The sequence below is a fragment of the Ectopseudomonas oleovorans genome (assembly GCF_003052605.1).
In the GTDB taxonomy this organism is placed as follows: domain Bacteria; phylum Pseudomonadota; class Gammaproteobacteria; order Pseudomonadales; family Pseudomonadaceae; genus Aquipseudomonas; species Aquipseudomonas oleovorans_A.
In genome coordinates this window covers 19,559-32,182 of sequence record NZ_QASO01000024.1, presented here as the reverse complement: position 1 = coordinate 32,182, position 12,624 = coordinate 19,559, and the positions used below count along the sequence as shown (strand labels likewise).

13 protein-coding genes are annotated in these 12,624 nt (G+C 62.6%); all 13 read right to left on the bottom strand.

The window, feature by feature from the left end; genetic code table 11:
• Positions 1-304 precede the first annotated feature (304 nt).
• The 13 genes from DBO86_RS03900 to ccoN (DBO86_RS03840) all read right to left on the bottom strand — a co-directional run bounded on the left by DBO86_RS03900 (position 305) and on the right by ccoN (DBO86_RS03840) (position 12,532).
• Positions 305-988, bottom strand: coding sequence for a sulfite exporter TauE/SafE family protein (locus DBO86_RS03900; RefSeq protein WP_075747204.1), 684 nt, complete (start codon positions 986-988; stop codon positions 305-307).
• Positions 981-1,187 carry a cbb3-type cytochrome oxidase assembly protein CcoS gene (gene ccoS, locus DBO86_RS03895; RefSeq protein WP_017677210.1) on the bottom strand — a complete coding sequence of 69 codons (207 nt, stop codon included), beginning with the start codon at positions 1,185-1,187 and terminating at the stop codon, positions 981-983. Before ccoS ends, DBO86_RS03900 begins: the two co-directional genes overlap by 8 nt.
• A gap of 74 nt (positions 1,188-1,261) precedes the next feature.
• Entirely contained in the window at positions 1,262-3,670 is a 2,409-nt protein-coding gene (locus DBO86_RS03890) for a heavy metal translocating P-type ATPase (RefSeq protein WP_108233022.1), read from the bottom strand.
• 8 nt (positions 3,671-3,678) lie between these two features.
• Entirely contained in the window at positions 3,679-4,197 is a 519-nt protein-coding gene (locus tag DBO86_RS03885; protein ID WP_092375012.1) for a FixH family protein, read from the bottom strand.
• A gap of 13 nt (positions 4,198-4,210) precedes the next feature.
• The gene (ccoG, locus tag DBO86_RS03880; protein ID WP_108233021.1) at positions 4,211-5,623 is read right to left on the bottom strand and encodes a cytochrome c oxidase accessory protein CcoG; all 1,413 of its coding nucleotides are present in this window, start codon (positions 5,621-5,623) and stop codon (positions 4,211-4,213) included.
• 161 nt (positions 5,624-5,784) lie between these two features.
• A complete protein-coding gene (ccoP, locus tag DBO86_RS03875; protein ID WP_108233020.1) occupies positions 5,785-6,780 on the bottom strand; it encodes a cytochrome-c oxidase, cbb3-type subunit III in 996 nt (331 codons plus the stop codon).
• A complete protein-coding gene (locus DBO86_RS03870; protein ID WP_092375021.1) occupies positions 6,777-6,965 on the bottom strand; it encodes a cbb3-type cytochrome oxidase subunit 3 in 189 nt (62 codons plus the stop codon). Before DBO86_RS03870 ends, ccoP (DBO86_RS03875) begins: the two co-directional genes overlap by 4 nt.
• A gap of 6 nt (positions 6,966-6,971) precedes the next feature.
• On the bottom strand, positions 6,972-7,580 hold the full coding sequence (gene ccoO, locus DBO86_RS03865) for a cytochrome-c oxidase, cbb3-type subunit II (protein WP_092375024.1): 609 nt from the start codon (positions 7,578-7,580) through the stop codon (positions 6,972-6,974).
• Entirely contained in the window at positions 7,580-9,028 is a 1,449-nt protein-coding gene (ccoN, locus tag DBO86_RS03860; RefSeq protein ID WP_092375027.1) for a cytochrome-c oxidase, cbb3-type subunit I, read from the bottom strand. Before ccoN (DBO86_RS03860) ends, ccoO (DBO86_RS03865) begins: the two co-directional genes overlap by 1 nt.
• A gap of 348 nt (positions 9,029-9,376) precedes the next feature.
• Positions 9,377-10,303 (bottom strand): cytochrome-c oxidase, cbb3-type subunit III, encoded by a 927-nt coding sequence (gene ccoP / locus DBO86_RS03855; protein WP_108233019.1) that lies wholly within the window; start codon positions 10,301-10,303, stop codon positions 9,377-9,379.
• Complete coding sequence (locus DBO86_RS03850; protein ID WP_075747220.1) at positions 10,300-10,479, bottom strand: CcoQ/FixQ family Cbb3-type cytochrome c oxidase assembly chaperone; 180 nt, start codon at positions 10,477-10,479, stop codon at positions 10,300-10,302. Before DBO86_RS03850 ends, ccoP (DBO86_RS03855) begins: the two co-directional genes overlap by 4 nt.
• 5 nt (positions 10,480-10,484) lie before the next feature.
• On the bottom strand, positions 10,485-11,093 hold the full coding sequence (gene ccoO, locus DBO86_RS03845) for a cytochrome-c oxidase, cbb3-type subunit II (RefSeq protein ID WP_075747222.1): 609 nt from the start codon (positions 11,091-11,093) through the stop codon (positions 10,485-10,487).
• On the bottom strand, positions 11,093-12,532 hold the full coding sequence (ccoN, locus tag DBO86_RS03840; RefSeq protein WP_108233018.1) for a cytochrome-c oxidase, cbb3-type subunit I: 1,440 nt from the start codon (positions 12,530-12,532) through the stop codon (positions 11,093-11,095). Before ccoN (DBO86_RS03840) ends, ccoO (DBO86_RS03845) begins: the two co-directional genes overlap by 1 nt.
• Between the last annotated feature and the right edge of the window lie 92 nt (positions 12,533-12,624).

The window sequence follows — 12,624 nt, the reverse complement described above, 5'->3', positions numbered from 1 at the left end:
CGTAGTAGAGATCCACTCGATTGCACAGTGACATGAACTGATGACGAACCGGTCGCACCGACCTGTGTGTAACCTGCTGCATCCATCGGCCCTCTGCTTTGCAAGGCCGCTAGCCCGGTTAGGCGCACAGGAGCGAAATTCATCATGGCTCAAGGCTAACGCCTTATCAGAAGTCGAATATACGGAAGCAGTCGTACCTAGGTTCAGAGGCAGATTATTTCACTGGCAAAACGGGAGGAGTCCATATACGGATGCAATCCGGGGATGCTGGGTACCTTGCTCACGGATTACATCCGGCTACGCCTCAGTGCCCCATCAGCCAGTGCTGGTGTGGGCCGGGCAGGGTCCAGATGCCGAACAGGATGACCAGCAGGCCGCCAGCCATGCGCACGCCGCGCTTGCGTAGCAGGGTTGTGATGCGCTCTGCTGCCAGCCCGGTGGCCAGCAGCACCGGCCAGGTGCCCAGGCCGAACGCCAGCATCAGCAGGGCGCTGTTGACTGCATTGCCCTGGCTGGAGGCCCACAGCAGGGTGCTGTAGACCAGCCCGCACGGCAGCCAGCCCCATAAACCACCCAGGACCAGGGCGCGCGGCAGATTGCTGACCGGCATGAAGCGCCGGGTCAGCGGTTGGATATGCCGCCACAGGCCGCGGCCCAGTGCTTCGATGCGTGTCAGCCCGCTCCACCAGTCGGCCAGATAAAGACCCATGGCAATCAGCAGCAAGGCAGCCATTGTGCGCATCGCCACTTCGGCCTTGCTGCCGGCAATGGCCCAGCCGGCCAGTCCCAGGAGCAAGCCTGCAAGGCTGTAGCTGAGAATGCGCCCGAGGTTGTAAGCCAGCAGCAGCTGTAGACGCCTGCCGCGTTGCTCGGGGGGAATCGCCAGAGTCAGCGCGCCCATCAGGCCGCCGCACATGCCGAGGCAATGGCCGCCACCAAGCAGGCCGAGAATCAGCGCCGACACCAGCAGCGGTGCCAGCTCAAGCATCAGGTTTGCCAGGCTTGTTGTGGTCTTCGGCCTGCTCGACACCAGCCTTGTGCAGTGGATCTTCGTCGTCGAACAGAATGCTGTGCGCCGGGCCGTCGAGATCGTCGTACTGACCGCTGTCCACCGCCCAGAAGAACAGCCAGATGGCGAAACCGACCAGGCCGATGGCGACGGGGATCAGGATGTAGAGGGCGGACATGCGGTCTCCATGGAGGCGTCTGGGGAGGAGCGAGCATCGCGAGCGAAGAAGCGGTTCGCGAGCAGAGCTCGCTCCTACATGTTTGGGGTGTGGCTCAGGCGCAGGGCGTTGAGCACCACCAACAGCGAGCTGAGCGACATGCCCACGGCCGCCCAGATCGGCGTGATCCAGCCCAGGGCGGCGAAGGGCAGTACCAGGCCATTGTACAGCGTCGCCCAGGCCAGGTTTTCGATGATGATACGGCGCGTGCGTTTGGCCAGTGTCAGGCCATCGACCAGGCTGCCCAGGCGGTTCGACAGCAGCACCGCATCGGCGCTGGTCTTGGCCAGGTCCGAGGCCGAACCCATGGCCACGCTGATGTCGGCAGCGGCCAGCACTGGTACATCATTGACGCCATCGCCAAGCATCAGCACGCGGCGGCCTTCGCTGTGCAGCTGTTTGAGTACCGCCAGTTTGGCATCCGGAGTCAGGCCGCCACGGGCATCTTCGATGCCCAGTTGACGGGCGACTTCGGCCACCATCGGCGAGCTGTCGCCAGACAGCAGGTGAATGTTCCAGCCGCGGGCACGTGCTGCGGCGATCAGATCCGGCGCGTCTTCACGCAGGCGGTCGTCGAGGACGAACCAGGCCAGTGCCCCCTGTTCGTCGCCCAGCAGCAACCACTGGCCGTGTTCGCTGGCAATCGGTGGTGCGGTCTGGCCGCTCAGGGCGCAGACGAAATTGGCTTCGCCGATGCGTAGCAGGCGTCCGTCGACGCTGCCCTGCAAGCCCTGGCCCGGATGGCTGTCGACGGATTGCGCTGCGCGCGGCGCCTGGCTGAAGGCGCGGGCGATAGGGTGCTCCGAACGGTTTTCCAGTGCAGCCGCCAGCGCCAGGCAATCGCCCTCGTCGAGATCGCGCAGCGGGTGGATAGCCTTGAGCGTCAGGCGACCTTCGGTCAGTGTGCCGGTCTTGTCCAGTACCAGGGTGTCGACCTGGTTGAGGCCTTCGAGCACGTGGCCGCGGGTCAGCAGCATGCCCAGCTTGTGCAGGCTGCCGGTGGCGGTGGTCAGCGCTGTTGGGGTGGCCAGGGCCAGCGCGCAAGGGCAGGTGGCCACGAGCAGGGCGAGCACGACCCAGAAGGCGCGGCTGGAGTCGATCTCCCACCAGGCGTAGCCGACCACGGCAGCCGCCACGAGAATGAACAGCAGGAACCATTGCGAGACGCGGTCGGCGATCTCTGCCAGGCGCGGTTTCTCGCTCTGCGCGCGTTCCAGCAGGCGGACGATGGCCGACAGGCGCGTGGCATCGCCCAGCGCCTGCACCTCGACGGTCAGCGGGCCTTCGACATTCAGTGTGCCGGCAGTGACGCCGTCGCCGATGCCGCGTGCCTGAGGCAGGTATTCGCCCGTCAGCAGTGACTCATCGACGCTGGACTGGCCGGCAAGGATGCGCCCGTCAGCGGGAATCAACGAACCGGGCTGCACCAGCACCTGTTCGCCGACCTGCAGTTCGCGCAGCAGAATGCGCTGGCTCTGACCGTCGGCGTCCAGACGCAGGCAGGACGCCGGCAGCAGCTTGACCAGTTGCGCGGTGGCCGCGGCGGTGCGTTCACGCGCACGCCGCTCCAGATAGCGGCCGGCGAGGAGGAACAGGGCGAACATGCCCACCGCGTCGAAATACAGCTCGCCCTGGCCGGTGATGGTCGACCAGATGCCGGCGACATAGGCGCCGCCAATGGCCAGCGAGACCGATACGTCCATGGTCAGGTGGCGCGTGCGCAGGTCGCGCAGGGCACCGCGGAAGAACTGCCCGCAACAGTAGAAGACGATAGGTGTGGTGAGGAACAGGCTGGTCCAGCGCAGGATCTTGTCCAGTTCCGGCGACAGGTCGATGTTGAACTCCGGCCAGGTGGCCATGGTCGCCATCATCACCTGCATCCACAGCAACCCGGCCACACCCAACTCGCGCATGCGCCGGCGATTCTCCGCAGCCATGCGTTCGGCCGCCTCGTCGGCGCGCCACGGATGGGCGGCGTAGCCAATGCGGCGCAATTCGGCGAGCAGTTGGCTCAAGGGTATCCGGCTATCCTGCCAGCGCACCTGCAGGCGGTGGTTGGACAGGTTCAGGTGCGCTTCGGCCACGCCCGCTACGCCGCGCAGATGCTTTTCGATCAGCCAGCCGCAGGCGGCGCAACTGATGCCTTCGATCAGCAATTGGGTTTCGCTCAGTTCGCCTTCGTGCTGGACGAAAGACTGCTGCACGTCACTGCGGTCGTAGAGCGCCAGTTCGTCAGGCAGGGCGGCGGGCAGTGCCTGCGGGTTGGCGGCACTTTCGCTGCGATGGCTGTAATAGTGCTCAAGCCCGCCGGCGACGATGGCTTCGGCCACCGCCTGGCAGCCGGGGCAGCACATTTGCCGGGCCTGGCCGAGCACGTCGGCACGGAACTGACTGCCGGCAGGCACCGGCAGGCCACAGTGGTAGCAGGGAGTAGGGGCGGGCATCGGCAGGGTCAGTAGGAGGGATTGTCACCGATCATGATGGTCTGGCCATCGGCGATGGTTTCCTCCTCGAACAGGCGCCAGTTCTGGCTGCCTTCCTGGCCGAGCAATTCGACGAAGCGGCGACCGCTGACCTGATCGACCATCTGACCACGGTAGTGACCGTCAGCAGTGGGTTGCAGGATCACCCGGCGGTCACGTTCCGGCTGGGTCGGCGAGATCAGGTTGAGCACAATCTGCTGTGGCCGGCTGTTGCCCTGCAGGCTCAGCAGTGCGGTGCCGGTGGTGTTGTCCAGCACCAGTTCGCCATGCAGCTGCAGGCGTTCTGCCAGTTTCTCACGTTCCAGCGACTGGTTGATGCCTTTGCCGACGTCGTAGTAATCATCCGAGATGAGGCCCGGCGGGTTCTTGGTGGCGATGGTGAGCAGGGTCAGCCCCTGCACCACCGAGTAGCCCAACAGGAATAGGATGAACCAGGGCCAGAACTGCTTGTACCAGGGTTTGACTGGCGATGTGTTGTGTTCGCTCATGCGTTTTCCGTCGTCAGCGGACGCTGGGGCCGATAAATCGGCTGTCGGCGTCGTTCTTGATACTGGGGTCGTCTGCCGATTGTACGTGGAAGACGATGTTATTGGCGCTGGAAGGCAGTTTTTCCGGTGCGATGGACAGCTCGACCGGGAAGGAGTACACCTCACCGGCCAGCGCCCGTACTTCGCGCTTGCCTTCGTAGACCAGGCCGTCGAGACCGTCGACGGTGATCACGTAGGTCATGTCGCGCTGCGCCTTGTTCATGATCTTCAGGGTGTAGACGTTCTCGATGTAGCCGCGCTCGTTCTCGCGGAAAAGTACGCGATCCTTGAGCACGTCCAGTTCCACCAGCGGACGAGTGGCCACAGCCCAGGCGAACAGGCCGATCATCGCGACCAGTGCGACAGCGTACCCGATCAGGCGCGGGCGCAGCAGGCGGGTCTTGCGCCCGGACAGGTTGTGTTCAGTGGTGTAGCTGATCAGCCCCTTGGGGTAGTTCATCTTGTCCATGATGTCGTCGCAGGCGTCGATGCAGGCGGCGCAGCCGATGCATTCGATCTGCAGGCCGTCGCGGATATCGATACCGGTGGGGCAGACCTGTACGCACATCTTGCAGTCGATGCAATCACCCAGGCCCTGTGCCTTGTAGTCGGCGTCCTTCTTGCGCGGACCGCGCTTCTCGCCGCGGCGCGGGTCGTAGGAGACGATCAGGGTGTCTTGGTCGAACATCACGCTCTGGAAGCGCGCATAGGGGCACATGTAGATGCATACCTGCTCGCGCAGGTAGCCGGCGTTGCCGTAGGTGGCGAGGGTGAAGAAACCGATCCAGAAATAGGCCCAGCCGCTGGCCTGGCCGGTGAAGATCTCGATCACCAGGTCGCGAATCGGCGTGAAGTAGCCGACGAAGGTGATCGCCGTGAGCAGTGACACGCCCACCCAGATGCCGTGCTTGGCCAGCTTGCGTGTAAATTTCTTGCCGCTCATGGGTTGTTTGTCCAGCTTCATCCGCTGGTTGCGGTCACCTTCGGTAACTTTCTCGGCCCACATGAACACCCAGGTGAACACGCTTTGCGGGCAGGTGTAGCCGCACCAGACGCGGCCGGCGAATACGGTGATGAAGAACAGACCGAAGGCGCAGATGATCAGCAGCCAGGACAGCAGCATGAAGTCCTGCGGCCAGTAGGTGGCGCCGAAGATATGGAACTTGCGTTCCGGCAGGTTCCACCAGACGGCCTGGCGGCCTTCCCAGTTCAGCCAGACGGTGCCGAAGTACAGCAGGAACAGCAGGGCGCCGCCGGCAAGTCGCAGATTGCGAAACAGGCCCGTGAATGCGCGGGTATAGATCTTCTCGCGGCTGGCGTAGAGATCGACGCCGGCGTTCTTGGCAGTGGGAGGGGTGACGTCCTGTACGGGAATCTGTTCGCTCATCGATGCATACCACGGCGGTTGGTTGGCAGCCCGGGCCGATGCGTGCCGGTCAGGGTCATTTCACGATGACTATATGGTACGCCTGAAAGACAACGCCCGGGTGCGACCAGCGGTCGCGACCCGGGCGTTCATTGACCCTTGTCAAAAGAGCCGCTTTGCGCTTACTGCTCTTCGGCCTTGTGCGACAGGCTGTACACGTAGGCTGCCAGCAAGTGCACCTTGTCGTTGCCGAGGAACTCTTCTTGGGCTGGCATGTTGCCGTGACGACCGTAACGAATGGTCTGCTGCAGCTGCGCGTAGCTGCTGCCGTAGATGAACGCAGCCGGGTTAGTCAGGTTCGGCGCACCCATGGCGGCCATGCCCTTGCCGTCTGCACCGTGGCAGGCGAAGCAGGTGCCGGCGAAAACCTTCTGGCCCGCTTCGATATCCGCTTCTACGCCTTCCGGCAGTTCACGACCGGCCAGTTCGGTGAGCACGTAGGCGGCGACGTTGCGTACACCGTCTTCGCCGATGGCCGGGCCTTGAGCCGGCATCGCGCCCTGACGGCCCTTGAGGATCGAGGTCTTGATGTCTTCCGGCTCGCCACCCCAGCGCCATTCGTTGTCGGTCAGGTTGGGGAAGCCGTAGCTGCCCTTGGCATCGGAACCGTGGCAAACCGAGCAGTTGGAGGCGAACAGGCGGCTACCCATTTTCAGGGCCTGCTCGTCCTTGGCCACTTCCTCGATCGGCATGGCAGCGAACTTGGCGAATAGGGGGCCGTATTGCTCATCGGCACGCGCCATTTCCTTCTCCCACTGGTGCACGCCGGTCCAGCCAGAGTAGCGCATGGAGCCGTCAGCGATCTGCACGCCAGCAGTGAAAGGCGTTTGCTTCTTGCTGTCGACGTAGTCGTAGCCCGGCAACAAGCCTTTGAAGTTACCCAGGCCCGGATACAGGGCGAGGTAGCCGAGGGCGAACACGATGGTGGCGACGAACAGCATGAACCACCACTTCGGCAGCGGATTGTCATACTCCTCGATGCCGTCGAAGCTGTGGCCGACGGTTTCTTCGGTGGTTTCCTGGCGCTGGCCCTTGCGGGTGCCGAAGATCAGCCAGGTCAGGGCGAAGATGGTGCCCAGAGACAGAATGGTTACGTACCAACTCCAGAACGTGGTCATTGGTTATTGCTCCTGGAAGAGTCCTGATCGCGCGTGGACTCGGGCTTGGGATCGTCGGCGAAGGGCAGGTTGGCAGCTTCGTCGAAGTTCGATTTGCGCTTGCTGCTGTAAGCCCAGAGCACCACGCCGATGAAGGCGATGAACACCACCGCCGTGCCGATGCCGCGAATCATCCCGATGTCCATAGCGTCTTACCGTTTGTTCTTGATGGAAGTGCCGAGAACCTGCAGGTACGCGATCAGCGCGTCCATTTCGGTCTTGCCTTTCACGGCATCGCGGGCGCCGGCGATATCTTCGTCGGTGTAGGGGATGCCGAAGCCACGCATGACTTCCATCTTCTTCGCGGTGTCGCGACCGTCGAGCCTGTTTTCCACCAGCCATGGGTAGGCAGGCATCTTCGACTCCGGCACGACGTTGCGCGGGTTGTACAGGTGGGCGCGATGCCACTCGTCCGAGTAGCGACCGCCGACGCGAGCCAGATCCGGGCCGGTACGCTTGGAGCCCCACAGGAAGGGGTGATCCCAGACGCTTTCGCCGGCGACGGAGTAGTGACCGTAACGCTCGGTTTCGGCGCGGAACGGGCGGATCATCTGCGAGTGGCAGCCGACACAACCTTCCTTGATATAGATGTCGCGGCCTTCCAGTTGCAGCGCGGTGTAGGGCTTGAGGCCTTCCACCGGCTCATTGGTGACGTCCTGGAAGAACAGCGGGACGATCTGCGTCAGGCCGCCGATGCTGACGGCGATCACCATCAGCAGCGCCATCAGGCCGATGTTCTTCTCGATGATTTCGTGTTTCATCAGTGGGCGCTCCCTTGAACTGCGGGGATCTGCGCGGCTGCTTCGTATTCAGCCGGCTTGGCGGCGCGCACGGTGCGCCAGGTGTTGTAAGTCATCAGCAGCATGCCGGTGACGAAGAAGGCACCACCGATCATGCGTACGACATAACCTGCATGGCTGGCTTCCAGCGATTCGACGAAGGAGTAGGTGAGGGTGCCGTCTTCGTTGACTGCGCGCCACATCAGGCCCTGGGTGATGCCGTTGACCCACATCGAGGCGATGTACAGCACGGTGCCGATGGTCGCCAGCCAGAAGTGCGCGTTGATCAGGCCGATGCTGTGCATCTGCTCACGACCGAACACCTTGGGAATCAGGTGATACAGCGAACCGATGGAGATCATCGCCACCCAGCCCAGCGCCCCTGCGTGCACGTGGCCGATGGTCCAGTCGGTGTAGTGGGACAGGGCGTTGACGGTCTTGATGGCCATCATCGGGCCTTCGAAGGTCGACATGCCGTAGAACGCCAGCGATACCACCAGGAAGCGCAGGATCGGGTCGGTGCGCAGCTTATGCCAGGCGCCCGACAGGCTCATCATGCCGTTGATCATGCCGCCCCAGCTTGGTGCCAGGAGGATGACCGACATGGCCATGCCCAGGCTCTGGGCCCAGTCCGGCAGGGCGGTGTAGTGCAGGTGGTGCGGGCCGGCCCAGATGTACAGGGTGATCAGCGCCCAGAAGTGCACGATGGACAGGCGATAGGAGTAGATCGGACGCTCGGCCTGCTTGGGTACGAAGTAGTACATCATGCCCAGGAAGCCGGTGGTCAGGAAGAAGCCTACGGCGTTGTGGCCGTACCACCACTGGATCATCGCGTCGGTCGCCCCGGCGTAGACCGAGTACGACTTGAACAGGCTCACCGGCATGGCGGCGCTGTTGACGATATGCAGCATGGCGGTCACGAGGATGAAGGCGCCGAAGAACCAGTTGCCCACATAAATGTGCTTGGTCTTGCGCTTGACGATAGTGCCGAAGAACACCACCAGGTAGGTGATCCAGACCAGGCCCAGAAGGATGTCGATCGGCCATTCCAGCTCGGCGTATTCCTTGGTGCTGGTGTAGCCCATCGGCAGGGTGATCACGGCGAGCACGATGACAGCTTGCCAACCCCAGAAGGTGAAGGCAGCCAGACCGTCGGAGATCAGGCGCGTCTGACAGGTGCGCTGGACCACGTAATACGAGGTGGCGAACAGTGCGCATCCGCCAAAGGCGAAGATCACCGCGTTGGTGTGAAGCGGGCGCAGACGGCCGAAGCTGGTCCACGGCAGGTTTAGGTTGAGTTCCGGCCACACGAGTTGTGCGGCGATGAACACGCCTAGACCCATCCCAATGACCCCCCAGATCACCGTCATAATGGCGAACTGGCGGACCACCTTATAGTTATAAGCAGTCTGACTGATTGCTGTGCTCATGCTAGGGGTTCCACGGTTAATGGAGTTTTATGGGGCAAAAATCGGCGGCAAGTATGGAGAAAGCAGGTAGCCATTGCAACGCAACATACCGACGCGAACCGGGTTTCAGAGCGTTTCACGGGGCGTTCGAGTCGACCCGGGGAGCGGCTCTGTGTGCTTTTGGCGCAATCATTTTGCGCAGCGCTAAGAATGGATCGCCTTGGAGTTGTGGCAGGTGGCGACTGAAAAGCAGCATAGCCCAGATCAAGGGGGTTGCAGGGCTATTGGTCGGCAGGTGCGACACTGGGTCGCACACTTATATAAGGAGGGAGCCGGCGACCTTGCTGCGGTCGCCGGTAAAGCCGTGGATTACTTGTCTTCGCCCTGGCTCAACTTGAGCACGTAAGCAGCCAGCAGGTGAGCCTTGTCGTTACCGAGAAAATCACCCTGAGCCGGCATGTTGCCGCTGCGACCATAGCGAATGGTCTGTTGCAGTTGGGCGAAGCTGCTGCCGTAGATGAAGGCGCTGGGTTGGGTCAGATCCGGTGCGCCCATCATCGGCATGCCGGTGCCGGCAGGGGTATGGCAGGCGGCGCAGAGGGTGGAGAAGATCTGCTTGCCAGCGGCGATGTCCGCTTCCGTGCCCTCGGGCAGCTCACGACCAGCCAGTTCGGTGAGCACGTAGGCCGCGACGTTACGCACGCCATCTTCGCCGATCATCGGGCCTTGTGCCGGCATTACGCCCATACGGCCGTGCATGATGGAGGCTTTGATGGTTTCCGGCTCACCGCCCCAGCGCCAGCTGTTGTCCGTCAGGTTGGGGAAGCCGTAGCTGCCCTTGGCATCCGAGCCATGGCACACCGAGCAGTTGGAAGCGAACAGGCGACCGCCCATTTTCAGCGCGCGCTCGTCCTTGGCCACTTCCTCGATGGGCATGGCGGCATATTTGGCGAAAATCGGGCCGTACAGCTCATCGGCGCGATCCATTTCGCGCTGCCACTGGTTGACCTGGGTCCAGCCATCCTCGTAGCCCGGCAGCAGGCCCTTGAAGTTACCCAGGCCCGGATACAGCAGCAGGTAAGCCACGGAAAACACCAGGGTGCCGACGAACAACATGAACCACCACTTGGGCAGCGGGTTGTCGTACTCCTCGATGCCATCGAAAGAGTGGCCCATGGTCTGCTCGGTGGGGTTCTTGTGAACTTCGCCCTTGCGGGTGGCGAAAATCAGCCAGAACAGCGCAACCAGCGAACCAACGGTCAGCAGGGTGATGTACCAACTCCAGAAGGTGGTCATGCTTGGGTCCTCGAAACGGCGGGCTTGGACTCATCGGCGAAGGGCAGGTTGGCGGCCTCGGCGAAGGCGTCGCGGCGCTTGCCGCTATAAGCCCAGAGGGTAACGGCGGTGAAGGCGATCAGAACCAGCGCGGTGCCTACGCCGCGCAGGGTGCCGATATCGATAAGCTCGAACATGGCGCTCACCTCTTGTTCTTCACGGCGGTGCCAAGCACCTGCAGGTAGGCGACCAGAGCATCCATCTCGCTCTTGCCCTTGACCGCATCGCTGGCGCCGGCGATGTCTTCTTCGCTGTAGGGCACGCCCAATGTGCGCAAGGCGCTCATCTTCTTGGCTGTGTCCTTGCCATCGAGGCTCTGTTCGACCAGCCAGGGGTAGGCGGGCATGATCGACTCCGGCACGACGTTGCGCGGGTTGTACAGGTGGGCGCGATGCCACTCGTCCGAGTAGCGACCGCCGACGCGGGCCAGGTCCGGGCCGGTACGCTTGGAGCCCCACAGGAAGGGGTGATCCCAGACGCTTTCGCCAGCGACGGAGTAGTGACCGTAGCGCTCGGTCTCGGCGCGGAACGGGCGGATCATCTGCGAATGGCAGCCGACGCAGCCCTCGCGGATGTAAATGTCGCGGCCTTCCAGTTGCAGGGCGGTGTAGGGCTTCATGCCTTCCACCGGCTCGTTGGTGACGTCCTGGAAGAACAGCGGGACGATCTGCGTCAGGCCGCCGATGCTGACCGCCAGGATCATCATCAGGGCCATCAGCCCGATGTTCTTCTCGAGAATTTCGTGTTTCATCAGTGGGCTCCTTCTACCGAGAACTGCGCAGCGGCTTCCATCTCGGTGGATTTCGCGCTACGTACGGTCAGCCAGACGTTCCAGGCCATCAGCAGCATGCCGGCGAAGAAGATCGCACCACCGATCACCCGTACCACGAATCCGACATGGCTGGCTTCCAGCGACTCGACGAAGGAGTAGGTGAGGGTGCCGTCTTCGTTGACTGCGCGCCACATCAGGCCCTGAGTGATGCCGTTGACCCACATCGAGGCGATGTACAGCACGGTGCCAATGGTGGCCAGCCAGAAGTGACTGTTGATCAGGCCCAGGCTGTGCATCTGCTCGCGGCCGAACACCTTGGGAATCAGGTGATACAGCGAGCCGATCGACACCATGGCGACCCAGCCGAGGGCGCCGGCATGTACGTGGCCGATGGTCCAGTCGGTATAGTGGGACAGGGCGTTGACGGTCTTGATCGCCATCATCGGGCCTTCGAAGGTCGACATGCCGTAGAACGCCAGCGACACCACCAGGAAGCGCAGGATCGGGTCGGTGCGCAGTTTGTGCCAGGCACCGGAGAGGGTCATCATGCCGTTGATCATGCCGCCCCAGCTGGGCGCCAGGAGGATCAGCGACATCACCATGCCCAGGCTCTGTGCCCAGTCCGGCAGCGCGGTGTAGTGCAGGTGGTGCGGGCCGGCCCAGATGTACACCGCGATCAGCGCCCAGAAGTGGACGATGGACAGGCGGTAGGAGTAGACCGGGCGACCGGCCTGCTTGGGCACGAAGTAATACATCATGCCCAGGAACCCGGCGGTGAGGAAGAAGCCCACGGCGTTGTGGCCGTACCACCATTGGATCATCGCATCGGTGGCGCCGGCATACAGCGAGTAGGACTTGGTCAGGGTGACCGGAATTTCCAGGTTATTGACCACATGCAGGATGGCCACGGTGAGGATGAACGCACCGAAGAACCAGTTGCCCACATAGATGTGCTTGGTCTTGCGCTTGGCGACTGTGCCGAAGAACACCACGGCATAGGTAATCCAGACGATGCCCAGGAGGATATCGATTGGCCACTCAAGCTCGGCGTATTCCTTGGAGCTGGTCCAGCCCAGCGGCAGGCTGATGGCTGCGAGAACGATCACCAGTTGCCAACCCCAGAAGGTGAAGGCCGCCAGCTTCGGAGCGAACAGCGTGGTCTGACTGGTGCGTTGCACCGCGTAGTAACTGGTAGCGAACAGGGCACAGCCACCGAAAGCGAAGATCACCGCATTGGTATGCAGCGGGCGCAGACGGCCGAAGCTGATCCACGGCAGGTTGAAGTTAAGTTCGGGCCAGGCCAGCTGGGCAGCGATGAATACGCCGAGTCCCATGCCGACGATGCCCCAAACCACCGTCATAATGGCGAACTGGCGAACCACCCTGTAGTTATAGGCGCAGCGGGTTGTTGTGTTCATGTCTGGGCTTCCATCCACGGTTATGGCAGAGCGGCCGATAACTGTGGTGGACGCAGGCATGAGCAAGCCACGGACACCACGGATATCGACGC

Excerpts from the sequence above, each read along its gene's own strand:
- ccoO (WP_075747222.1), bottom strand. The coding sequence starts at position 11,093 with ATGAAACACGAAATTCTCGAGAAGAACATCGGGCTGATGGCCCTGATG.
- DBO86_RS03890 (WP_108233022.1), bottom strand. The coding sequence starts at position 3,670 with ATGCCCGCCCCTACTCCCTGCTACCACTGTGGCCTGCCGGTGCCTGCC.
- ccoG (WP_108233021.1), bottom strand. The coding sequence starts at position 5,623 with ATGAGCGAACAGATTCCCGTACAGGACGTCACCCCTCCCACTGCCAAG.
- ccoS (WP_017677210.1), bottom strand. The coding sequence starts at position 1,187 with ATGTCCGCCCTCTACATCCTGATCCCCGTCGCCATCGGCCTGGTCGGT.
- DBO86_RS03850 (WP_075747220.1), bottom strand. The coding sequence starts at position 10,479 with ATGTTCGAGCTTATCGATATCGGCACCCTGCGCGGCGTAGGCACCGCG.
- ccoN (WP_108233018.1), bottom strand. The coding sequence starts at position 12,532 with ATGAACACAACAACCCGCTGCGCCTATAACTACAGGGTGGTTCGCCAG.
- ccoO (WP_092375024.1), bottom strand. The coding sequence starts at position 7,580 with ATGAAACACGAAATCATCGAGAAGAACATCGGCCTGATGGCGCTGCTG.
- DBO86_RS03900 (WP_075747204.1), bottom strand. The coding sequence starts at position 988 with ATGCTTGAGCTGGCACCGCTGCTGGTGTCGGCGCTGATTCTCGGCCTG.
- DBO86_RS03870 (WP_092375021.1), bottom strand. The coding sequence starts at position 6,965 with ATGGACATCGGGATGATTCGCGGCATCGGCACGGCGGTGGTGTTCATC.
- ccoN (WP_092375027.1), bottom strand. The coding sequence starts at position 9,028 with ATGAGCACAGCAATCAGTCAGACTGCTTATAACTATAAGGTGGTCCGC.
- ccoP (WP_108233019.1), bottom strand. The coding sequence starts at position 10,303 with ATGACCACCTTCTGGAGTTGGTACATCACCCTGCTGACCGTTGGTTCG.
- ccoP (WP_108233020.1), bottom strand. The coding sequence starts at position 6,780 with ATGACCACGTTCTGGAGTTGGTACGTAACCATTCTGTCTCTGGGCACC.
- DBO86_RS03885 (WP_092375012.1), bottom strand. The coding sequence starts at position 4,197 with ATGAGCGAACACAACACATCGCCAGTCAAACCCTGGTACAAGCAGTTC.